24 protein-coding genes are annotated in these 22,890 nt (G+C 39.9%); 7 read left to right on the forward strand and 17 right to left on the reverse strand.

Annotated features, from left to right (window positions below; all coding sequences use genetic code 11):
- Positions 1-15: 15 nt before the first annotated feature.
- Positions 16-648 carry a protein-L-isoaspartate(D-aspartate) O-methyltransferase gene (locus tag MTT30_RS07995; protein ID WP_429801574.1) on the forward strand — a complete coding sequence of 211 codons (633 nt, stop codon included), beginning with the start codon at positions 16-18 and terminating at the stop codon, positions 646-648.
- Between the two features lie 37 nt (positions 649-685).
- On the opposite strand, the gene MTT30_RS08000 is transcribed toward MTT30_RS07995, so the two are convergent.
- From MTT30_RS08000 to MTT30_RS08025, 6 genes are all read right to left on the reverse strand, one after another.
- Positions 686-1,270, reverse strand: coding sequence for a hypothetical protein (locus MTT30_RS08000; RefSeq protein WP_429801575.1), 585 nt, complete (start codon positions 1,268-1,270; stop codon positions 686-688).
- A gap of 188 nt (positions 1,271-1,458) precedes the next feature.
- Positions 1,459-3,456, reverse strand: coding sequence for a TonB-dependent receptor domain-containing protein (locus MTT30_RS08005; protein ID WP_429801576.1), 1,998 nt, complete (start codon positions 3,454-3,456; stop codon positions 1,459-1,461).
- 225 nt (positions 3,457-3,681) lie between these two features.
- Positions 3,682-5,256, reverse strand: coding sequence for a single-stranded-DNA-specific exonuclease RecJ (gene recJ, locus MTT30_RS08010; RefSeq protein ID WP_103640673.1), 1,575 nt, complete (start codon positions 5,254-5,256; stop codon positions 3,682-3,684).
- Positions 5,246-5,368, reverse strand: coding sequence for a hypothetical protein (locus MTT30_RS08015; protein WP_257638069.1), 123 nt, complete (start codon positions 5,366-5,368; stop codon positions 5,246-5,248). The genes recJ and MTT30_RS08015 overlap by 11 nt, the downstream gene beginning before the upstream one ends.
- Before the next feature lie 200 nt (positions 5,369-5,568).
- On the reverse strand, positions 5,569-6,147 hold the full coding sequence (locus MTT30_RS08020) for a hypothetical protein (protein ID WP_107775632.1): 579 nt from the start codon (positions 6,145-6,147) through the stop codon (positions 5,569-5,571).
- Between the two features lie 81 nt (positions 6,148-6,228).
- The gene (locus MTT30_RS08025; protein WP_429801577.1) at positions 6,229-7,863 is read right to left on the reverse strand and encodes a CTP synthase; all 1,635 of its coding nucleotides are present in this window, start codon (positions 7,861-7,863) and stop codon (positions 6,229-6,231) included.
- A 125-nt stretch (positions 7,864-7,988) separates the two neighbouring features.
- Here MTT30_RS08025 and MTT30_RS08030 point away from each other — a divergent pair, with 125 nt between their 5' ends.
- The 4 genes from MTT30_RS08030 to MTT30_RS08045 all read left to right on the forward strand — a co-directional run bounded on the left by MTT30_RS08030 (position 7,989) and on the right by MTT30_RS08045 (position 12,893).
- A complete protein-coding gene (locus tag MTT30_RS08030) occupies positions 7,989-8,204 on the forward strand; it encodes a DUF4492 domain-containing protein (RefSeq protein WP_072595258.1) in 216 nt (71 codons plus the stop codon).
- A gap of 1 nt (position 8,205) precedes the next feature.
- On the forward strand, positions 8,206-9,741 hold the full coding sequence (locus tag MTT30_RS08035; RefSeq protein WP_429801578.1) for a cytochrome ubiquinol oxidase subunit I: 1,536 nt from the start codon (positions 8,206-8,208) through the stop codon (positions 9,739-9,741).
- Positions 9,734-10,858: a cytochrome d ubiquinol oxidase subunit II gene (locus MTT30_RS08040; RefSeq protein WP_429801579.1), complete on the forward strand. Its 1,125-nt coding sequence runs from the start codon at positions 9,734-9,736 to the stop codon at positions 10,856-10,858. Before MTT30_RS08035 ends, MTT30_RS08040 begins: the two co-directional genes overlap by 8 nt.
- 265 nt (positions 10,859-11,123) lie before the next feature.
- Positions 11,124-12,893 (forward strand): aryl-sulfate sulfotransferase, encoded by a 1,770-nt coding sequence (locus MTT30_RS08045; protein WP_429801580.1) that lies wholly within the window; start codon positions 11,124-11,126, stop codon positions 12,891-12,893.
- Between the two features lie 35 nt (positions 12,894-12,928).
- On the opposite strand, the gene MTT30_RS08050 is transcribed toward MTT30_RS08045, so the two are convergent.
- Both MTT30_RS08050 and MTT30_RS08055 read right to left on the reverse strand, forming a co-directional pair.
- The gene (locus tag MTT30_RS08050) at positions 12,929-13,279 is read right to left on the reverse strand and encodes a hypothetical protein (RefSeq protein WP_087586550.1); all 351 of its coding nucleotides are present in this window, start codon (positions 13,277-13,279) and stop codon (positions 12,929-12,931) included.
- A gap of 75 nt (positions 13,280-13,354) precedes the next feature.
- On the reverse strand, positions 13,355-13,558 hold the full coding sequence (locus MTT30_RS08055; protein WP_429801581.1) for a hypothetical protein: 204 nt from the start codon (positions 13,556-13,558) through the stop codon (positions 13,355-13,357).
- Between the two features lie 244 nt (positions 13,559-13,802).
- Here MTT30_RS08055 and ilvD point away from each other — a divergent pair, with 244 nt between their 5' ends.
- Positions 13,803-15,476, forward strand: a complete 1,674-nt coding sequence (gene ilvD / locus MTT30_RS08060; protein ID WP_429801582.1) for a dihydroxy-acid dehydratase — start codon at positions 13,803-13,805, stop codon at positions 15,474-15,476.
- Positions 15,477-15,555: 79 nt separating this feature from the next.
- The gene (gene rmuC / locus MTT30_RS08065; protein ID WP_429801583.1) at positions 15,556-17,124 is read left to right on the forward strand and encodes a DNA recombination protein RmuC; all 1,569 of its coding nucleotides are present in this window, start codon (positions 15,556-15,558) and stop codon (positions 17,122-17,124) included.
- A gap of 29 nt (positions 17,125-17,153) precedes the next feature.
- Here the strand turns inward: rmuC and MTT30_RS08070 are convergent, their stop codons facing one another.
- The 9 genes from MTT30_RS08070 to MTT30_RS08110 all read right to left on the reverse strand — a co-directional run bounded on the left by MTT30_RS08070 (position 17,154) and on the right by MTT30_RS08110 (position 22,874).
- Positions 17,154-17,444 (reverse strand): DUF5339 domain-containing protein, encoded by a 291-nt coding sequence (locus tag MTT30_RS08070; protein WP_429801584.1) that lies wholly within the window; start codon positions 17,442-17,444, stop codon positions 17,154-17,156.
- 100 nt (positions 17,445-17,544) lie between these two features.
- Positions 17,545-18,189: a ferritin family protein gene (locus tag MTT30_RS08075; protein WP_021091887.1), complete on the reverse strand. Its 645-nt coding sequence runs from the start codon at positions 18,187-18,189 to the stop codon at positions 17,545-17,547.
- A 93-nt stretch (positions 18,190-18,282) separates the two neighbouring features.
- On the reverse strand, positions 18,283-18,507 hold the full coding sequence (locus MTT30_RS08080) for a DUF2798 domain-containing protein (RefSeq protein WP_429801585.1): 225 nt from the start codon (positions 18,505-18,507) through the stop codon (positions 18,283-18,285).
- Complete coding sequence (locus MTT30_RS08085; RefSeq protein WP_429801586.1) at positions 18,504-19,064, reverse strand: NAD(P)H-dependent oxidoreductase; 561 nt, start codon at positions 19,062-19,064, stop codon at positions 18,504-18,506. Before MTT30_RS08085 ends, MTT30_RS08080 begins: the two co-directional genes overlap by 4 nt.
- A gap of 62 nt (positions 19,065-19,126) precedes the next feature.
- The gene (locus MTT30_RS08090; RefSeq protein ID WP_258030422.1) at positions 19,127-19,255 is read right to left on the reverse strand and encodes a hypothetical protein; all 129 of its coding nucleotides are present in this window, start codon (positions 19,253-19,255) and stop codon (positions 19,127-19,129) included.
- 7 nt (positions 19,256-19,262) lie between these two features.
- Positions 19,263-19,943 carry a putative quinol monooxygenase gene (locus MTT30_RS08095; RefSeq protein ID WP_429801587.1) on the reverse strand — a complete coding sequence of 227 codons (681 nt, stop codon included), beginning with the start codon at positions 19,941-19,943 and terminating at the stop codon, positions 19,263-19,265.
- A gap of 16 nt (positions 19,944-19,959) precedes the next feature.
- Positions 19,960-21,396, reverse strand: a complete 1,437-nt coding sequence (locus MTT30_RS08100; protein WP_429801588.1) for a subtype B tannase — start codon at positions 21,394-21,396, stop codon at positions 19,960-19,962.
- Positions 21,397-21,465: 69 nt separating this feature from the next.
- The gene (locus MTT30_RS08105; protein WP_429801589.1) at positions 21,466-22,236 is read right to left on the reverse strand and encodes an SDR family NAD(P)-dependent oxidoreductase; all 771 of its coding nucleotides are present in this window, start codon (positions 22,234-22,236) and stop codon (positions 21,466-21,468) included.
- The gene (locus MTT30_RS08110) at positions 22,233-22,874 is read right to left on the reverse strand and encodes an NAD(P)H-binding protein (RefSeq protein WP_429801590.1); all 642 of its coding nucleotides are present in this window, start codon (positions 22,872-22,874) and stop codon (positions 22,233-22,235) included. Before MTT30_RS08110 ends, MTT30_RS08105 begins: the two co-directional genes overlap by 4 nt.
- Positions 22,875-22,890: the final 16 nt, after the last annotated feature.

Consider the following 22,890-nt stretch of genomic DNA (forward strand, 5'->3'; position numbering starts at 1 on the left):
TTTAGGATATAAATTTTGACCCAACTAGAAGCGATAAAATGCCAAAATTTAGCTAGCGATATAGCCGACGAGATCACACTAAGTCCGCTTTTGTTCGATGCGATAGCTACCACTGAGCGTGAAATTTTTGTACCCATCACCGCCCATGCTTATAAGCTTGACGCGCAGCCCATACTGGGCAATCAATGGATCAGCTCGCCGCTAACTGTGGCAAAAATGACAATGGCGCTAGAGTGCGAAAATATGGATAACATCCTAGAGATAGGCTGCGGCAGTGGCTATCAAGCAGCTATTTTAAGCAAACTTGCACATAGAATTTTTAGTGTCGAGCGAATAGAAAAGCTGGCTATGGAGGCAAAAAAACGCTTCGAGGCACTAAAAATCAGAAACGTACACGTAAGATATGACGACGGCAACAACGGCTGGCGAAGCTACGCACCGTTTGACCGTATCTTGCTCTCGGCTGCTGCTGATGAGATCTCGCCAAATTTATTTAGCCAGCTAAAAAATGGCGGCATCTTGGTCGCTCCGATGAAAGAAGATGGTAAACAGTTTATCGCTAAATTTAGAAAAGATGAAAACGGAAATTTAAAAAAGGAATACTTGGACGAGTGCCTTTTTGTGCCACTTCTTGAAGGTAGGGCGTAAGCTAAGGAGAGGCAAAGCCTAAGCTTTGCCAAAAAGATTAGAATTTATAAGTATAGCCAGTGTAAAGTCCTACACTTGTATCTCTTAGTTGAGCGCCGCTATTTTTCTTATAAAAAGTCTTATCAGCTTTTAAACCAAACTCGATCGCGTTATGCTCATCAAATGAGTAGATACCGCCCGCTTTTGCGCCAACTAGCAAGCCTTTAAAATTTTTCTTACTTGTTTCGTTATTAAATCTCTCTCTAACGCTCAAGTAGCCAAGACCTGTGTATCCGCCAAGAACGGCTTTAAAATTTTCAGTGATGCTTGGGGTATAATCAACACCGCCTAAAAATTTATGCTTACTCCATTTTGCATCTGATTCGCCAGCATTTTTCCTGGCTTTAAAGTCATAATAATAACCGCCATACGCTCTATAGCTGTCAAAATCATAACCACCATAAAAGCCAAGACCATAGTGACCTTTTTTGAAGTTATTTTTCTCACTACTTGCTATGTTTTTTGTTTTGATTTTTGAGTTAAACGAATAATCACCTTCACCACCAACAAATGCACCTTGAGCTAGTGCTGCTGAGCTTACCAAAGCTAGAATCAAGCTTGATTTTACAAGTAAATTTTTCATATCTATCCTTTAAAAAATTTCTGAGATTTTATATCTAAGCTTTTAATTTGGCTATAAATTTATTACTAATAGTAAATGTAGTAAGCGTGAGTATTGTTAAGAATATAAGAAGTAAAAATACTTAAATTTGGCACAGCTCTAGGGCAAATCCTAAGCCCATAGCCATGCCAAATTTATTAAGTTACGCCCTAAAAATGCACTTTAAATTTCGCCCAAAAGCTTCTGCCGGGCTCATAAAGCCTCGTGCCGTTCGGGATAGTCTCGTAGCCTGCGATACCGCCGCCGTAGCCGCCTTTTGAGTTATGATAGGCGTATTTGGCGTCGTTTAGGTTTTCCACCGCTAGCAAAAATTGATAATTTTTGTATTTATAGCCCGCGCTTAGCCCCAGCGTCCAAAAGCTATCGCTCTTGCCCAGGTCCATGCCGCCCACGTCGCCGTAGCCTTTTTGCGCACGGTTTTGCGACGCGTTAGCGTAGAAGTCGGCTTTGACGAACCAGTCTGGCTTTTCTAGACCGGCGCTTAGTTTAAACGTTAGAGGAGAAACCTTAGGCAATGCGTCACCGTCTTTTAAGCCGCCCGCTTTTTTAGTCACCTTGCCGTAGACGTAGGATATGCCGGCACCCAGTCTAAATATATCGGCCAGTAGCGTATCGCCCTCGATCTCGCCGCCGTATAGTAAAGCATCGGTATTAAATGCGCTTGAAGACATACCCATAGGGTTATACTTTATCATTATGTAATCATCCATCTTCGAGACGAAGAAATTCGCGTTTAGCTCGTAGTTTTTATCTTTTAGCACGGTACCGAAGTCAAGCTGAGTGTTTCTTTCTTTATTTAGCTTAAGATCTGGGTCTTGATTCGTTTCCCAGTGATCCGGTAACCTTTGCGCGTGACCTAGTCCCGCATAAAGCGTTAAATTTTGTAGATATTTTTCGTATCTAAAAAAGCCGGAGAATAAATTTTCGCTCCTACTTTTATGCGTTAGTAGCTGCTTACTCTCGCCGACATCTAGCCTAAGTCCGCCGAAAAGTCCGTAGTCGTTTTCAAGGATGTATTCGTTTTGAGTGTATATAGTTTTATACGTTACCTTGCGCTGTTTTACGTGCGGCTTTGATAGGGCGGCGTCCATGTCGGCTTTAGATACGCCGGCTCCGCCCGTTCCGGCGCCTCGCCATTTAAAGGAGTCTTGCGAATAACCGGCGCCAATGAAGCTGGTTAGATTATCGAAATTTAACTCGCCCTCAGCCTTAAAGCCGTACATATCGCGTATCGGGTGACTGATGCTATATCCCTTGCCGCGTCCAACGCCCGGCACCACCGGACGCATGGTAAAGTTGTCCATTATGTGATCGATTTGATGATAGTACGAGCTTAGCCTGATCTTGTGCTCGCCAACGTCTTGTTCAAATTTTAGTCCGAAAGACTTGCGGTCAAACTGCACGCCGTCCCTCATCCTATCGGCATAAGCCGCTTCTCCATTACCCAGGTCCGCGCTTAGCTGCAATGCGGTAGTATCCGTGGGCGTTAGTGTACCCACGAGCGAAACGCTGTTGCGTTTATAGTGCGTATGCATTTTCTGTCCGTCGCCGCTTTTATAATCGCCGCTCTGGTAGTGTCCGCCGGAAATTTCTAAGCTGCCAAGCTCGTTACCCGCCGCTACGTCTGCAGCAGTTTCAAATCTTCTAAAACTACCACCAAGTACGCTTACGTTTCCTCCAAAGCTCGGTTTTGACAGCCTTGCTATCTCTCTATCGAAAAATATACCGCCGCTAATGAGTGCACCGTATCTGACGTCTTGCGGGCCTTTTACGATGCGAACCGAGCTATAATTTTGTGCCGAGATGTAAGTGATGGGCGTATCCATTCGCATACCGCAACCGCCGTTTAGCGTGCTACCGTCGATTAGTACCGGCAGTCTAGCCGCCGTCTGCGAGCGGTAATAAACCTCGCTGCCGCCTCCGCCCTTACGCTCCATCGTAAAGCCGCTCAAATTTAAAAGCGATTTAGCGATGTCGCCGTTTTCTAGTATCGCGCCTTTGCCTACTATTTGAGCCTTTGTCGGTTCGTCAAGAATGGATTTTTGTATCTTTGCAGAAACGGTAACCGGAGCCAGGTCTATCGTTTCTTCAGCACCAAGCATTAAATTTGGTACTAAAGCAAATGCTAAAACGTAAGAAATTTTCATGTTTAGTCCTATGAAATTAATATTTAAAATTAAAATTAAAGCAAAAATAAACTTAAATAAAGTATAAATATTTATATAACATTAATTTTACAATACAGAAATTTGACTCAAATAGTATTATTTTAGTCGGGCTACATTAATATATAAAGAAATGATTTTGGTGAATTAAAATCGAAGCAATCTCGGTTTTATTAAAATTTTAGCATTATAAAACCGAGATAAAATTTATAAAATCTCTTTTATGAGTAGCTGTGGAGTAACAAGTCCACGGAATGAATTTTTTGATATACAAAAGATAATATCTATCATCTCGCCAACTCTAGCATGTCTTGTAAAGTTAAAAAATAGAGCCTCAAGTGTTTTATTATCCTTTTGTAAGATGAGCTTTAGGTGATTTTGATCCCTGCCTATAAGTCTTTCGTTTTTAACAAGAGCATTTTTTATCTTAAAGACTGGGCGTGGATTTTTCTGTCCGTATGGCTCATAAAATTCTAAAATTTCAAGCAGTTCAAAGTCTATCTCGCTTGGCATTATGTCACCAAGTAGCTCGTCTGAGCTTTTACACTCTTGCATATTTAGGCATGAGCAACTTTTATTTATCGCTTCTTTAAATTTCACCAAATTTTCAGGCGCAAGTGTAAGTCCAGCCGCTCCTTTATGACCGCCATAGCTTGTTAGCAAATTTTCGTGGCTTGCTATAAGAGATAATATATCAAGCTTACCAATGCTTCTAGCACTACCTTTTGCACGGCCTTTATCGATACTAAAGACGATAGCTGGCTTTGCAAAGTGCTTTGCTAGGCGGCTAGCTACGATGCCTATCACACCCTCGTGCCACTGCTCACCCCAAGTGATGATGACTTCATCATCTTCTTTTACGTCCTTTAGCGAGCACTCAAATAGTTGGCGCTCTTCCTCTTTTCTGGAGTTGTTAAATTCAATGATCGTATCAAGGTAGTTGTAAGCCTCTTCTATGCTCTTTGCGCGCAAAAAGTTAAATGAATTCATCGCATCGTCCATGCGTCCGGCTGAATTTATAAGCGGAGCTATAAGAAAGCTAATATCATCACACTCAAATTTTTCCTTACCATAAAACTCTTTTATAGCATGAAATGCAGAACGCTTAGACGCATTTAGCTTACAAATGCCAAGGCGAACAAGCATTCTATTCATATCTCTTAGCTCCATCATATCAGCGATTATCGCGATAGCTAAAAGCTCTAGAAATTTGCTCATATCGTAATTTAGCCCAAAAACATCCTTTAGTGCTCCAACCAAATACCAAGCGACCTCAGCACCACAAATTTCAATATTTGGGAAGTTGCAGTCTTCTTGTTTTGGATTAATGATCGCATAAGCTTCTGGGAGAACAGCTGGAGGCATATGATGATCAGTGATGATAAGATCAATGCCTTTTTCTTTACAGATAATGGCCGCATCGTTTGCAGAGATGCCATTATCAACGGTGATAATCAAGCTTACATCGGCTGAGAGTTCATCTATTATCTCAGGATTTAGCCCATATCCATCTTTAAATCTATTTGGAATTTTTACTAGGTAGTCTTTTATGCCAAGATCATCAAAAAACTCAGCTAAAATAACGCTTGAAACCACACCATCAACATCATAATCGCCCACAATGGCTATGCGCTCGTTTTTCTCAATCGCTTCTTTTATGCGATTAGCGCCTTTATAGATATCTTTTAAGGCACTTGGTGTCGGAATTTCACTAATTTTTTTATGTATGTCGTTACAAAATCTATGCGCTAGTAAATTCCTTATATCCTCTTTATTTAGCATGGTTTTGGCAAGAATTTTTAAAGAACTTACCAACTTTATTTAATGCCACTTGTTCACTTAAATTTACACCCATATTGCCAAAAATTTGGCTATAAAAATACTTCTTTTTCATCGCAATCTTTCGTCTTTATTTTGAATGCTTGGATTATATCTTTTTGAAATTTAATTTCTTATAATTTTAAATGAAAGTAAGATTTTTAGGGCAAAAAACTTTTATTAAATTGATACTCTTTATAAATTAGCCATTGTAAATTTGAAGTAAAAAATAAGAGAAATTTTAAGTAAAAATAAGGGGCCATAAGACCCCAAAAATTAAAATTTATATGTGTAGCCTAGATAAGCGCCAACATCTGTTGTTTTAAGATCAATATAATCAGATGAAGAATACCAAGACTTATCAGCTTTTAAGCCAAATTCAAGTGCATTATTTTTATCAAAACTATACTCACCACCTAGTTTAGCACCAAATAACCAGCCAGACTTTGTAACATCATATATTAGTCTGCCCGCATTTGTATTAGCAGTAGCATCAAAATTGATCACTGAAAGACCAGTATAAAGACCAGCAACTAGTTTAAAGTTGTCAGCTATGGTTGGTGTGTAGTCACCACCTATTACGAATTTATGATTTGTCCATTTTGCATCCACTATATTGCTATAGCTGTCTTTAGCTTTAGCATGGTAGAAATATCCACCATAAACTCTAGCTGTATCAAAATCATAACCACCTTTTATGCCTATGTTTGGTCTATTATCTTTTATGCTACCACCACTAGTTAGCTTTGAGCTAAAATCATAGCCACCCTCAACTCCAGCAAATCCACCTTCAGCCAATGCAAATGAGCTAGCAAGTGAAAGTGCTAAAATACCTTTTAAAACACAATTTTGCATGTTAATCCTCTCAATAGTAATTGCACTACAATTTTATGTATCATATACTTTATTTTTACTTAAATACTTTTTGCAAATTTATCATTTTACGTGATTGGCCAAGCTTGCTTTTATAAAGCCTAGTATCACAGGATTTGGCTTAGTTAGACGGCTAGTAAATTCAGGATGACACTGCACGCCCACAAACCATGGATGGCCTTTTAGCTCGATAGCCTCTATAAGTCCATCGCTCTCACCGCTTACCAAAAGACCATTTTTCTCAAAAATTTCTTTATATTTTGGATTTGCCTCGTAGCGGTGGCGGTGACGCTCTTTTACACTCTTTGCATTGCCATAAATTTCAGCTAAAAGTGTCTTTGGTTTGATGTCGCAGTTATATGCTCCAAGCCTCATCGTGCCGCCAAGTGGGCTTGTGTGCGTTCTTATCTGTTTTTTGCCGTGAGCGTCGATAAAGCTATCGATTAGATAGATGATAGGGTTTTTACACTCTTTGTCAAATTCCATAGAATTTGCATCTTCTAAGCCCAAAACATCTCTTGCAAACTCAATGAGTGCTAGCTGCATACCAAGGCAAATTCCAAGATAAGGGATCTTATTTTCACGAGCAAATTTTATAGCCTGCATCTTGCCTAAAACGCCCCTCTCGCCAAAGCCGCCAGCGACCAAGATGCCATCAACGTCTTTTAAAAGCTCATTTACATTGTTCTCTTCTATCTTTTCGCTATCTATCCAGCGTAAATTTACCCTAGCGTCTAAATTTGCTCCAGCATGGATGATGCCCTCAGTTAGGCTCTTGTAACTCTCTTTTAGGTCGATATATTTACCTACAAATGCTATTGTAGTTTCATTTGTTGGAGCGATTATCCTTTTTACTAGACTATCCCACTTTGCCATATCTGGTTTTAGCTCATTAAAGCCTAAATTTTCAGCGATTGGAGTTAGTATGTCTTGCTTTAAAAATGAAAGTGGAATTTGATAGATACTTGCGCTGTCCAAGCTCTCTATGACACAATTTTTCTCAACACCACAGCTTGCTGCTATCTTATCTTTTAGCTCGCGGTTTAGTGGCATTTCAGATCTGCAGATGATGATATCTGGTGTTATGCCTATACGTCTTAGCTCTCCTACGCTATGCTGGGTTGGTTTTGTCTTTAGCTCGCCAGCCACTTTTATAAATGGCACAAGCGTTAGGTGGATATTTAGCGCTCTTTTTTTGCCAACTTCTACTCTTAAAGCTCTTATCGCCTCTAAAAATGGTAAGCCCTCGATGTCGCCAACTGTTCCACCAATCTCAACGATGAGCACATCTTTGCCCTCACCTGCTTTTTTGATGCGATCAACTATCTCGCCAACGATGTGAGGGATCACTTGAATAGTCTTTCCAAGGTAGTCACCACGGCGCTCTTTTTCGATCACTGAGCTATAAACTCTGCCCGTTGTGAAGTTATTATCTTGACTTAGGCTCTCATCTAAAAATCTCTCATAATGCCCCAAATCCAAATCTGTCTCTGCACCATCATCCGTAACAAAAACTTCGCCGTGTTCTAGCGGACTCATCGTGCCAGGATCTACATTGATATATGGATCAGCTTTTAAAACACTTACTTTTAGTCCGGAATTTTTTAAAAGAGTCGCGATAGACGCAGCTGCGATGCCTTTTCCAAGCGAGCTTAAAACACCACCTGTGATAAAAATGTACTTCGTCTCTTTTGCCATTAAATTTCCTTAAATTTATTTATTTTTTAATTGCGGATTATACCCCTTAAATATTTAGTAAGGCATTAATCGTATAAATTTTAAAAATTATTCTTTAAGTCTTTTTGTTATAGACTTCAAAAACTATGATAAAAAACTACTTAAACATCATTGCCTCTTTATATATAGAGGGCTTTAAAAACATGAAAATAGGCAAGAAATTATGGCTTCTCATAATAATAAAGCTTATCATTATGTTTGGAATTTTAAAGGTCTTCATCTTTGACGAGACCCTTAATACCAAATTTCAAACCGACGAAGAAAAAAGCGAATTTGTAATTCGTAATTTAATAAAGGAATAAAATGTCTGAGATGGATTTTGTTGATTGGTCTAGGGCTCAGTTTGCGCTGACTGCCATTTACCACTTTTTGTTTGTCCCGCTTACGTTGGGGCTAAGTTTTATCATCGCCATTATGGAGACGATATATGTCAAAACTGGTGACAAAGCCTGGCTTGAGATAACGAAATTTTGGCTAAAGCTCTTTGGTATAAATTTCGCTATCGGTGTGGCTACTGGTATCATCATGGAGTTTGAGTTTGGTACAAACTGGGCGAATTATAGCTGGTTTGTCGGCGATATCTTCGGCGCTCCTCTTGCGATAGAAGGCTTGCTCGCATTTTTCATGGAGAGTACATTTTTTGCCATTATGTTTTTTGGCTGGGAAAAGGTTAGTAAGAAATTTCACCTGCTTTCAACTTGGCTTGTCGCGATTGGTTCAAATTTAAGCGCGCTTTGGATCTTAATCGCAAATGGCTGGATGCAATACCCAATAGGCATGAAATTTAACCCAGATACCGCCAGAATGGAGATGGAGAATTTCTTTGAAGTTGCGCTAAATCCTCTTGGCATTAGCAAATTTTTACACACAGTAACTAGCGGCTACACCATCTCAGCTATCTTTGTGATAGGAATTTCTGCTTGGTTTTTAATCAAAAAACGCCACATCTTGCTAGCTAAAAAAAGTATCGTGGTTGCTAGCGCATTTGGCCTTATCACTTCGGCATTTTTGTTACTTAGTGGCGATGAGAGCGCATATTTTGTAGCTCAAAAGCAGCCTATGAAGCTTGCTGCGATGGAAGGACTTTATAATGGCGAGAAAAACGCTGGTCTAGTTGCCGCTGGTATTTTAAACCTAGCTAAAAAGCTTGGCGACGAGAGCGAGCCATTTTTGCTTGAGATAAAGGTGCCTTACGCACTTGGCATCATGGCAAACAGAGAGCTTGACTCATTTACACCAGGTATAAATGACCTACTTTATGGCAATAGCGAGCACAATCTAATAAGCGTTGAAGAGAAGATGGCAAAGGGCAAAGTAGCTATTGAAGCTCTTAAAAACTACAAAGAGGCTAAAAAAGCAAATGACGAGAGCCTAATGAAAACTTCGCTTTCAAATTTAGAAAGCAACCTAAATTTCTTAGGATATGGCTATCTTAAAGACGCAAAAGAGGCTGTGCCACCAGTTGCGCTTACATTTTATAGCTTCCACATCATGGTAGCACTTGGTACATATTTTATAGCTCTTTTTGCTATTACGCTCTATCTAAATCTTTCAAAAAAATATAAATTTGAAAACATAAGAGTATTTTTGTGGGTCTGCCTCTTTACCATACCGCTTGGCTACATAGCAGCTGAAGCTGGCTGGATAGTAGCAGAGGTTGGTCGTCAGCCTTGGGCGATACAAGATCTCATGACCGTTGGCGTTGGGGCTACAAATTTAGCAGACTCAAATATCAAAATTTCATTTACATTATTTGCTGTTTTATTTACGGTCTTGCTGATTGCCGAGATCAAAATCATGCTTAAGCAAATAAAGATAGGATTTAACGACCATGCATAGTTTAAGCTTAGAAAATTTACAAATTTATTGGTGGTTTATAGTTAGCCTTCTTGGCGGACTTTTGGTCTTTATGATGTTCGTTCAAGGCGGTCAGTCGCTCATCTTTAGCCTTGGCAAAGATGAGCTTAAAAAAGATATGCTCATAAATTCTATCGGTAGAAAATGGGAGCTTACATTTACGACGCTTGTTATGTTTGGTGGCGCGTGCTTTGCGGCGTTTCCACTATTTTACGCTACTAGCTTTGGTGGTGCTTACTGGGTTTGGCTGGCTATTTTATTTTGCTTTATCGTCCAAGCTGTAAGCTACGAGTACCGAAAAAAGCCTGATAACTTCTTAGGAGCTAGAACTTATGAAATTTTCCTTTTCATAAATGGCTCACTTGGCGTTATCCTTATCGGTATGGCTGTTAGTACATTTTTTAGCGGCAGTGACTTTGTGCTAAATGAGCACAACTTTGTCGAGTGGAAGACTCCATTTCGTGGCCTTGAAGCTTTGGCAAATCCTTACTTGTACTTGCTTGGCATAGCGATGTTTTTCCTATCTCGCATAGGCGGCTGCTTATATCTTATAAACAACATCGCAGATGGCGAATTTATACAAAACGCCAGAAAACAGCTACTTATCAACACCGTGCTATTCTTGCCATTTTTTCTAGGATTTCTTGCTTGGGTGCTTACAAAAGATGGCTTTGCATACGACGCAAATGGCGTAGTTAGCCTTATGCCTTACAAATACGCTATAAATTTGATCGAAATGCCTATCGTTGGTATATTGCTTCTTATTGGCGTTGTTTTGGTACTTGTTGGAATTTTCCAAGGGGCATTTACAAAAAGTATTCGTGGAATTTTTGCTTACGGCGTTGGCGTTACGCTTGCTGTGACTGCACTATTTTTGATAACAGGTCTAAATGGCACAGCATTTTATCCATCGTTTAGTGACCTTTCTAGCTCGCTAACTATCAAAAATGCAAGCTCTAGCCACTATACACTTGGCGTTATGGCCTATGTTAGTTTGCTAGTGCCAGTAGTGCTTGCCTACATCGTCATAGTTTGGAGAGCGATAGACAGCAAGAAGATCACACAAGACGAGATCAAAAACGATCATCACGCATACTAAGGATTATAGATGTTAGAAGCAGGAATTTTTTTGATACTTTGGCCAGTGACATTGTTTGCTAGCTACAAATTTGTACTATTTGCTTTAAAGAAATTTGAAGCAAATAACTAAAATTTAGGGGCTTTTGCTCCTAAATTCTTCTTTTTATTTTTACCCTTTAAAACGACTCTTTTATAAATTTACTTAAGCCACTTTTCATATAAGCGTTAGTTTTGTGTGAAATTTGGGTAGTAAGATATCATTAAATTTTATTAAAGGAGCGAAAATGAGCAAGAATTTCTTAGGTTCTGTTGCCCTTGCGGCTGTTTTGGTTAGTGGTCTTAGTATAGGTATCACACCACTAGAGGCTGGAGTCCTGGCTCATCACGTGAAGGTTCAAGGCGAGCTTGGATCAGTCTTTATAAACCCTTACGACGTATCGCCGCTAACTGCGGTTATAGATAGGGCTGGCAAAGATATCAAAGATATCCATGTCAAAGTAAAAGGCAAGCCAGATGGTGGTATCGATATCGACTACAATGTCTCAGAGCATGCCTTGCTCACACATGACGGCGTGCCTATTTGGGGGCTTTACCCTGACTATCTAAATGAAGTAGTCGTAAGCTACACATTTAACGGAGCTAAAAAGGTAGAAACGTATAAAATTTATGCCCAGCCTATCGTCACATATAGCCGTGATTATAGGTTCTCACACATGCAAAAGACTCGCGTCAAAAAGGTCGATCCTGCATTTAAAAACAGGCTCTATCTCATAAACAACACGATCACAAGCGTCTACAAACCACTTGATTGGAAAAATGGCGGAGCTGCTAGCTGGAATGACTTTACCGAAAACTACATCGTAGATACCAAAGGCGAGGTCAGATGGTATCTTGACTATCAGAAATTTTATGACCGCAGCGAGAGAAGAGTGATGGATGGGGGTATGATGATGGGCTTTCATCAGCTCAAAAACGGCGATATCAGCTTTGGCATGGCGCAAAGATATCTAAGATATGACCTTATGGGAAAAGAAATTTATAACCGTCCGCTTCCAAGAGGCTACATCGATCTAAGCCACGAGGTGATGCCACTAAAAGATGATCACGCACTTCTTAGAGTTGGCAAATACAACTACCACCACAAAGATGGCAAAATTTCTCACACTATAAGAGACCACATCATCGAGGTAGATAGCACCGGCAAAGTGGTCGAAGAGTGGGATCTAAATGAAATTTTTGGCAACAACGTCTACCGCAGCAACCTTATAAAAGCGCTTGATGCAAGAGCTGTTTGCCTAAACATCGATATGGACGCAAAAGAGATAAAGATAAGCGACGATCAGCCATTTGGTGACATCACCTCTACTGGCACAGGTAGAAACTGGGCTCATGTAAATTCTATCTCGTATGACGAGAGCGACGATAGCATCATTCTCTCACTTCGCCACCAAGGCATCGTCAAAATTGGCCGCGACAAAAAGGTCAAGTGGATACTAGCTTCGCCTGAAGGCTGGAGTGAAGAATTTAAAGCCAAAGTGCTAACTCCAGTTGATAGCAAAGGCAACAAGATCAAATGTGAAAACTCAAAATGCGAGGGCAAATTTGACTGGTCATGGACTCAGCACACCGCATGGCTAACGCCAAGATACGACAACAAAGGCAGTGTAAAACACCTAAGCGTCTTTGATAATGGCGACGGCAGAGGTATGGAGCAGCCAGCTTTCAAAGAGGATAAATACTCACGTGCGGTTGAGTACAAGATAGATGAGAAAAAGGGCACGGTTGAACAAACTTGGCAGTTTGGAAAGGAGCGTGGCTTTGACTTTTATAGCGCGGTTACTAGCAATGTCGAGTGGCAAAAGGATAAAAGCACCTACTTTATCTCAAGCTCAAACGTAAATTTACTTCGCCCTGACAAGACTATCAAAATGGTCTTAGTTGAGATCGATCCAAAGACAAATGAGATCAAATTTGAGATGGATGTGGACTCTGCTTCAAGAGATGATGTTGCTTATAGGGCGATGGTTATTGATCCGGAGGTATTTAGTTATTAGCAGTATCTGGTGTGAGATTTTTCTCGCACCAGCTTTTAGTTGTTATTTTGAAATTTATAGATTGCTTCTTTGATTCTAGTAAGGTTAAAATTTATCGCTCGCTCTAGTTCTGGCAAGTCTATATCTTTATCCGCTTCGAATGCTTTTACCATATCGCTTAGCTCTTTTGTCTCATCACTTGCAAGAACTGTGCTTTTAAAATTATCATCGTCTATCTGGTCAAATTTTAAAAAGATCGATACAAATTTATCTTTTAAAATTTCTTTATTTAGCTTTCTATTTTCCAAAGCTTTCTTTGTTCCACCATTTTTATTACAGGTTCTAAATATCGAATCTATTGTTTCATTTACTTCATCAAGTAAAATTTCTGTTTTTTCACTTTGCATATAAAACTCTCTTAACTATAAATTAAATTTAAAATAAAAGCTAAATCGCTCTTGTTTTGGAGATTAGAAGTTGTTTTACTTCTTCGCGTAAAAAGGAAAAATTAAAGTTGTATTTGTGAAGTTATTTTCATAAAAGTTTGCGCCAGAATTTAAAATTTTAGTTTTCATTGGCGTCACTTTTATGCCCTCTGTTTTTGCGATCATTTTCTCATCCTTGTTAAAAAATTTTATCGCATTGTATAAATTTTCATAGGTCTTGTAAATTGTACCAAGGTACAATAAAGCCCTATAAATCAATATTTATAACACATTGATAATATTTTTACGTTATTATTTTGCATACTGCTTTGATTAAAATTACCGAAATTTCGTAGCTATTTAGCTCATCCTTTTTGGATAAATTTTACAAATTTAATGTGTTATTTATGTAATAAAAAAATTTTTAAATTTGCAAAATTTTTTTTAAAATCTTTGATACTTTATATGTGATAAAATCCTCTCAAATTTTAAAAAAGGATCAAATTTGAGAAGCGACATAATAAAAAAAGGCTACACAAGAGCCCCACACCGCTCACTTTTACGTGCGACTGGACTAAAAGACGATGACTTTGCTAAACCCTTTATCGGCGTTGCAAACAGCTTTATAGAGATCATACCTGGGCATTTTTTCTTAAACAAATATGCACAAATTTTAAAAGATGAAATTCGTAAAAATGGCTGTATTCCATTTGAGTTTAACTGCATCGGCGTAGATGACGGCATCGCGATGGGGCATGGAGGCATGCTATATAGCTTGCCTAGCCGCGAAATCATCGCAAACTCGATAGAAACCGTGATGAACGCGCACGCGCTTGATGCGCTTGTTTGTATGCCAAACTGCGATAAGATCGTCCCTGGCATGGTTATGGGCGCTTTAAGAGTAAATGTACCGACCGTGTTTGTAAGCGGTGGCCCTATGAAAAAAGGCTACACAAAAGATGGCAAGCCAATCGACCTTGCGACTGCGTTTGAGGCGGTTGGTAAATTTGAGACCAAAGAGATAGATGAGGCCGAGCTAAAAGATATCGAGTGCAACGCGTGTCCAAGTGGTGGTAGCTGTAGCGGTATGTTTACAGCAAATTCTATGAACACGCTTTGCGAGGCGATGGGCATAGCGCTCCCTGGCAACGGCACTATCCTAGCGCTAACTCCAGAGCGTGAGGAACTTATTAGACAGGCTGCTCGCAGGATCTGTGAAATCGCACTTGATGAGAAATTTAAAATCAGAAACATACTAAATGAAAAAGCGATCCGCAACGCGCTTGTCGTTGATATGGCAATGGGTGGTAGCAGCAACACCGTTCTTCACATGCTAGCCATCTCAAGAGAGGCTGGCGTAAATTTAGACATCAAAGAGCTAAATAAAATCAGCCAAAACATCGCTCACATCGCTAAGATCAGTCCAAGCTTGCCAAACGTGCACATGGAGGACATCGGCAGGGCTGGTGGCATGAATGCAGTGATAAAAGAAATTTCACGCAGAGATAATGGCATGCTAAATTTGGACAACCTAACAGTTAGCGGCGAAACTCTAGGAGAGCGCGTAAAGGTAAGTGACATCAAAGATGAAAACATCATTCACAAAGTAGAAAACGCCTATTCGCAAGTTGGTGGACTTGCCATTTTATTTGGAAATTTAGCCGAGCAAGGCTGTGTCATCAAGACAGCTGGCATCGTTGGCGAGCGTAAATTTAGCGGCAAAGCGGTCTGCTTTAACTCACAAGACGAAGCGATAGCTGGTATCTCAAGCGGTAAAGTAGATAAAGGCGACGTCGTCGTCATCCGCTACGAAGGCCCACGTGGAGGCCCTGGTATGCAAGAGATGCTAAGCCCTACTTCACTCATCATGGGACGAGGCCTTGGCGCAGACGTGGCTCTCATCACAGATGGTCGCTTTAGCGGAGCGACAAGGGGTCTAAGCATCGGTCACGTGAGCCCAGAGGCAGCTGAGGGTGGTATGATAGGCTTGCTACAAGATGGCGATATCATTGATATAGACGTCGATAAATACGAGATCAACGTGCGCCTAAGTGAAGCTGAGATCGCAAAGAGAAGAGCAGAATTTAAGCCAGTAGATAAGGCACTAACCTCTCGCTGGCTAAGGCAGTATCAAAAACTAGTCACAAACGCAAGCAACGGAGCAGTGCTAGAAGCATAAAAATTTATCATAAAAGCAAGGAGTAGCCTCTTTGCTTTTATAAAAATATTAAAATTTCTTCATTTTTTAAGGATACTAAATGCAACAAGATTTCTATTTTTATGCCGCCATATTTTTAGGAGTACTATTTTTGATTGCGATATTTGTTATCTACTCATTTAATAGAGACAAACTCGAGCTAAAAAGAAATTTGACACAAAAAGAGCAAGAAAATTTTGAAATTTCATCAAATCTAACAAATTTAGTATCTAAAAATAGTGAAAATCTGCAACTAATCAGCGAGCAAAAAGCAAGGCTTATGTCAAATCACGAGCGAATAGACGAGCTTAGCAGTGAGATAGATACGCTAAAAGCCAAAATAGCACAAAAAGACGAAGCTGAAGATGCGATGGAGCGCGTGATAAATGAGCTTAAAGAGAGTATCGGTACAGCAAATGAACGAGCTAAGAATAACGAGGCAAATTTCACTGCAACTCTAGCCGAGCTAAATCAAAATAAAAATGCTTTAGCTGAAGCAAGTGAGCGAGAAAATAGATTAAAACGTGATATGGCTGTGCTTAGAAATGAAATAGAAGCAAAAGAAAATAGCCTAAAAGAGCAAGAGGCAAATTTATTAAAAGTAAAAAATGAGTTAAATTTGGAATTTTCTAATCTTGCAAATAAAATATTTGAAGAAAAAAGTGCAAATTTCACACAAAATAGCCAAAATTCTTTAGATCTTTTACTAAAGCCGCTAAAGGAGCAAATTTCAACCTTTCAAGAGCGCGTAAATGCAGTCCACGACGAATCCGTTAAAGGCATGAGCGCGCTAGGAACGCAGATTAAGCACATAAGTGAGATTGGTATCTCGATGTCAAAAGAGGCAAACTCGTTAGCCACTGCATTAAAAGGTAGCAATAAAACACTTGGAAACTGGGGTGAAATACAGCTTGAACGCACATTTGAGGCTTCTGGACTTGTAAAAGATGAGCATTACTTGACACAACAAAATTTCAAAAACGAAGAAGGCAAACGTCTTATTCCTGATTTTATAGTAAAGATACCAGATGGCAAGCATCTAATAGTTGATTCTAAAGTCTCACTTATAGCTTACGAAAAGGCTATCACAGCCAGCAATGAGGAGGAGCTAAATTTAGCATTAAAAGAGCATATTGCTTCTATGAAAAATCACATAGATAGCTTAAATAGCAAAAATTACGGTGAGATCGTACCTGATAGTCCTGATTTTGTATTGATGTTTATACCAATTGAGCCAGCATATATCGAAGCTATGAAATTTGATAGTTCACTTTTTGACTACGCATTTCAAAAGCGCGTAATACTAGTATCTCACACTACGCTTATGCCTATTCTTCGCACAGTGGCAAATTTATGGCGCATAGAGCGTGGCAATGAAGAGGCCAAAAATATCGTAAAGAGTGCGATTAAAATTTATGATAAAGTCCGCAATGTAGCCGAGCACATGAATAGACTTAGCAATACACTAAATACTGCAAACAAACATTTTAACGCCCTTGCATCAAGTTTTAGTGGTAGAGATGGTCTTGTTAGTAGACTTGAAAATTTTAAACGCTTGTCTCCAGACGATCAAAAAGATATAGAAGTAAAAGAGATCGGCGTAAATAACGAATTAGAAAAAGAGGATTAGGATATGGCTAGAAAAACTAGCCATAAAATTTATTTTAAAAGACCTTGTTTTTTCATTTGTTCCATTACTTGAGCAAACATCTCTTTAGCTTGTTTGCAAGTAGCGTCTTGTTGCTCTTTTGGAAGTGCAGCAAATTGTTCCATTGATTGTTTCTTTTGATCTTCATAAATTTTTACTTGTTGCTCTTGACCGGCTTTTTTGTAAGCTTCGACCATTTTGTCGATATCTGAGAAGTATGATTTGCAAGTATCTGTAAGATCTGCAGCGTTTAGGCTTAGTGCAAAGCCAAGAGTAGCTAAAACTAAAAGTGATTTTTTCATCTCTTTCTCCTTGTGAAAATTTGAAAGGATTGTATCATTTTTATAATATTTTATAACTTAAATTAATAGTCAAGGTAAACACCTTGACTATTTTGGCTTTTTAGCCTAGGAATTCGCGCTTAAAATACTCTTTTGGAGCTTTGCAAAGCGGGCAAGCACCTGGAGCTTTTTTGCCTCTGTGAACGTGTCCGCACACCTCACAAACCCAGATATCTTCCTCGTCGCTCTCAAAAAAGCCCTCTTCATCAAGCATCTTTTTAAGCTCTAGATACTCCCTCTCATGCTCAACCTCTACCTTGCCGATCGCGTTAAATAGCCTCTCAACATCTCTTAGCTCTTCTTCTTTTGCGATCTTTGCAAAGTCTGGATACATCGTTGTATGCTCGTAGTTTTCGCCAGCTGCCGCATCAAGTAAATTTTTATCCATCTTATCGATCGGATCGTTCATTAGCTCGTGATATTTTTTAAACTCTGCTCTTGCGTGCCATTTTTCATTTTCAGCTGCTTCGTAAAAGTGTCTAGCAATAGCATGATAGCCTGCTTCTTTGGCTAGATCACCATAAAGCTCATACTTGTTTCTAGCTTGTGACTCACCAGCAAATGCCTTCATCAAATTTACCGCTGTTAAATTTTCAGTCACACATTTCATCTCTTCGCCGCAACAGGTTAGTGTGCCGCCACCAACTTTTTGTACCTCGATCTCGTTGCCGCATTTCTCGCATTTGTATGTTTCGTACTGTCTCATTTTGACTCCTATTTTGATAAATTTTGATCGGATTATAACCAAATAATTAAAATAAGTAAATAATAATTTTTATTGATAACGTATATTATTATTTTATTCTTTGCATAAAATTTGTGTGAGTTTCGTTACAAATGGAGAGACTAGCAAAAGCACAGGATACGCTACCACAAAGGCTTTTACGTAAGCGGTTAGCCAAATTTTTACAAAGCCATCAATAAAACCAAGATTTAAATATGTCAGCACAAATGACATAAAAAACGCCATAAATGCTGACATTATAAACGCAAAAACATATTTATAAAATTTTGCTGGTATCATGAAATTTTACCTATCAGCTCGCCTAGCCTCTTTGCATGATCAAGCGCCTTTTGCTTCATCAAAGCAAGCTTTGCCTCATCGTGCCTACTCTGATATGATAGCCCTCCGCTATAAACATATCCTGCAAACTCCATGCCACAAGTATTTGCTAGTGCCTTAAGTGGCGGCAAAAATTCCTCTATCTCGTAGCGCTGAAGCGCATCTTTTTTATAAAGCTCCTCAGACGCACCAGAGGTAAATGAAAGCACTAGCTTTTTGCCATGTAGCTTATCTCCCTTACTGCCATGAGAGAAGCCATGAACTAGCACATCTTCAAACCACTTTTGCAAAAGTGATGGCACGCCGTACCAGAAAAATGGATAAACAAGTACGATCATATCGGCCTTTACTAGCTTTTCTTGCTCGGCTTTTACGTCGATAGCATAGTTTTTATAAAGCTCGCTTAGTATGTCAAATTTAGCCTCTGACACCTGCTTTTTTAGCTCACTCAAAATTATCTTATTTGCAAAGGAATTTTCAAGGTCAGTGTGACCTGATACAACTAAAATTTCACTCATTTTCTCTCCTTAAATTTACTTGCAAACAAAGCTACTTGCCTTGCTGGTATCTCCACTCTCATTCACACCGCATCTATCATCTCGTTGTTTAAAATTTTCACATCTTTTAAACTCTCGCATCCTGCCTTATCAAGGGCAAAAGCCGTGCTACTAACAAGTGCTAGTGCACAAAAAAGTGAAATTTTCTTCATAAATCTCCTAAAATTTTACCTTGCTAAATGAGGTCTCGTTCTTGAGAGCAAAGCCATCAAATTCATCTATGAGCCCTGCTCGCTCTTTGGCATAAGCTTTGTAATTTTCGCTGTGGCGGTAGCTCTCAAAGCTAGACTCATCTTTGTAAATTTCAACCATCACCCACTTGTTAGGTGTCTCTTTTAGGCTAAATGCAAACTGGGCTAGTGTGCCCTCATCTACGCTTTTTTGCATATATTTTTTGATGATCTTTTCAAATTTCGCATCGCTTTTTGCTTTTAGGCTTAAATTTGTCATGTGAAAGTAGGCATCTTTTAGGCGCTCTGGGGTTAAATTTTTAGAAAAAGCAGCTCGTTTTTTTACGCTAAAAGCCTTTTTACTAGCTAAAATTTCAGCACTCTCACTTGCAAATTTTTTAAAGTGCTCTGAGCTAGTATACTTTTTATAAGTTGCCTCATCCTTGTAAAACTCAAGCACATAAAATAGCTCCGGCTTACTCTTTGCGCTCATGAAAAATATCGCCTGCGTGCCTGGTTCGCTCTTGGAGCTAAGAATATTTTCCCTGCCAAGCTCTTTTAGCAAAGTCTTATTATTTGGCGTCGCTAGTAGCTCGTGTAAGCTCACTTTTGCCTCCGCTCCAAAGGCAAAAGTCGCCAAAAGTACTAATAAAAATAGTTTTTTAAACATCAAAACTCCTATAAATTTATCTTTCTACCACTCTTTTCATCCAAGCAAAAAGCTCATCAAGGTCGTAGTCGCCACCATGTCCTTGTCCCCAGACCGCTTCAAAATCAACCTCTTTGCCAGCATTTTTAAGCGAAAGCGCGAGCATAGCAGGTACGGCAAGGGCTAAGTCGGTGTCGTTTGTGCCCTGTCTTATGCGGTAAAATTTCGCCGAATTTTTATTTTTGACGTAGTTCATCGCATTCATCATCTTTATGACGCCAGCCTCTGCCATCTCGCCGCCACTTCGCTCTTTTGCAAATTTAGTAAAGTGCTTTGCGGGCGTTTTGCTATCGCCAAAAAGGTCGTTTTCAGGATTTTCTAGCCCAAGGCCGTCAAAGGCGACTGGTGCTTTAGCACGTTTTAGCGAGGCGATAAAGTCTTCAAATTTAAAAGTATATCCAAGCTGGCAGCCCTGCGTGTCAAGCGTGATAAATTTAGGTGTTAGCGTATTTTTATCACCACTCTTTGAAGCTGTAAATGCTCTTGAAAGCAGGGCGTTTATATACTCTTTGAAGCTGCCCTCGCGCTTTTCATCAAGACTTAACGCATGACCCTTGGTGTCTTTTAAATTTAGTGAGTTTAGATAGGCTGGAAATTTACTCTTTAGCTCACGTGAGAGCTCTTTTTGCGTGGCGTTTAGCTCGCCTGTGATCATCTTTGGCTTTTTACTCCTGTCGTTAAAAGAGCTCGCATCAGGACTTGAAAAATCAATCCTCTCAAATTTATCCAAATCCCCAAACATCCACTCATACGCCTCATCCTCATGCTCTAAATTTGTAACAGGGCAGTAGGCTGAGACGGCATAAATTTGATCTTCTGCTCTTGCAGCTCCTAGCTCTTTAAGATATGGCTCATACTCTTTTGCCTCTGCACTAACGCCAAGAAGTGCCGACATCGCACCGCCTGCGCTCGTGCCGTTTGAGATGATCTTATTTGCGTCGCCTGGCATAAATTTGTCGTTAAATTTAAGATATCTAACGGCCGCTTTTAGATCAACTATCGCAGCTGGGGCTTTGCCGATGAATTTCTCGCCATCTTTTAGCGTCCTGCCCCTAGCGCCAACGCTTGCCACGACGTAGCCTCTAAGAAGCGCTTCAAGAGTGGCATTTGGCTTTTCGTTTTTGGTTTCTGGCTTTTGAGGTTTGGCTGGCATGTAGCCGCCTATGCCATTTGGCATAAAAATAGCCGTAGTTTTATCGTCAAATTTACCCTCTGGCACGTAGAAATTTAGCACCTCGTAGTCGCTAGCTGGCTTTGCCACATAGACTATGCCCTCGTAGGCTCTAAATTTAAGCGTCTTCTCGCCAACTTGTACGCTTTTTAGCTCAAATTTACTCTCATCAAATTTAAGCTCGCTGCCAAAGCAAGCGCCTACCAAACAAACCCCTAAAATAGCAACTCTAACGCATTTCATGATCTGCCTTTTCATTTTGTCCTACTTTTGCTTTACTAGCCTTGGCGTAGGCTACCAGGGCTTTAGCGCCTAGTTATCTTTTGGCTCGTATTTGATAGCGTAGTCAAATTTTGGCTTACTTAGACTAAACTCAAAGCTATCTCTATCCACCGCGCCAACGCAGTAATGGCTATCATAAAGACGAAGCAAAAACTCCGCCATCTCTTCACTCGTGTGGTACTTTTTAAACGCCTTGTCGTAGTCGTAGCTCTTTTTGCTGGTTGCTACCATGCCAAATTCTGTCTTTGTAGCAGCTGGGGCTAGCACTTTTGCCTGCATCTTTGCCTGCTTGTCCTGTGCTAGCTCGTGGTAAAGCCCCTCGCTAAAGGCACTTACGAAAAATTTGCTAGCGCAGTATGTGACGGCGTTTGGCACGATCTTATAGCCACCTATCGAAGAGATATTTATAAGCTGTGTATCTTTGTCTTTATACTTTTTAGTAAAGAGCGTTGAGAGCGTGACAAGTGAGATAATATTTAAATTTATCATCTGCGCCACTTTTTCTAAATTTTGCTCGCCGACCTTATTATAGTCGCCAAAGCCAGCGTTATTTATAAGCGCTTTTAGCTCAAATTTTTCTAAATTTCGCCAAAGAGAGAGGACATTTTCTTGCTTTGAGAGGTCGCAAATATCTATGACAACATCAACACCCGAAAATTTAACTATCTCGCTTTTTAAATTTTCTAAAAGCTCACCACGTCTAGCAACAAGGATCAAATTCTCCCCGCGCCTTGCAAATGCCTTTGCCGCGGCTGCTCCTATACCTGAGCTTGCTCCAGTGATGGCGATGTATCTTTTCACTTCGCGTACTCCATCGGGCTATAAATTTTGACACCCTCGCTGTGGTCATCTTGCGCTACTTGCACGATCACTTTAGCGATATCAGCCGCCTTCATCGGACGATACTCGTCAAAAAAGCCTTTTGGGATAAATTTAAACGCCTTTATCGCCATGTACTCGCCAAGCCTAAATTCCTTCCTCTCAGCCTCAATAAGCGGCAGCCTAACGATGTGAAATGAGCTATATCCAAGCTCTTTTATCTTTGCTTCTGCTTGGCCTTTTGCCTTTAGGTAAAATGAGCCTGACTTTCTGCTAGCACCTGCAGCCGAGAGCAAGACAAAGCGTTTTGCCCCGCACTCCAAGCCAAATTTTGCAAAATTTAGCGGATAGGTCACATCGACTTTATAAAACTGCTCTTTGTGCTTTGCCACTTTCATCGTCGTACCAAGCGCGCAAAAGACATCATCAGCGATAAATGGCACCTCATCTTTTAGCTCGTCAAAATTTATTACTTTTACTTCAAGCTTTTCGTGAGTAAATTCTAGCTCATGCCTAACGAGAGCAACCACCTTGCTATAGTGCTCACTCTCGCATAAATCTTTTAAAATTTCACTTCCCACAGCACCGCTAGCTCCAGCTATAAGGGCGATCTTTTTCATATCTTTCCTTTGTAAA

The organism is Campylobacter concisus (assembly GCF_050447445.1).
GTDB classification, from domain to species: Bacteria; Campylobacterota; Campylobacteria; order Campylobacterales; family Campylobacteraceae; genus Campylobacter_A; species Campylobacter_A concisus_BI.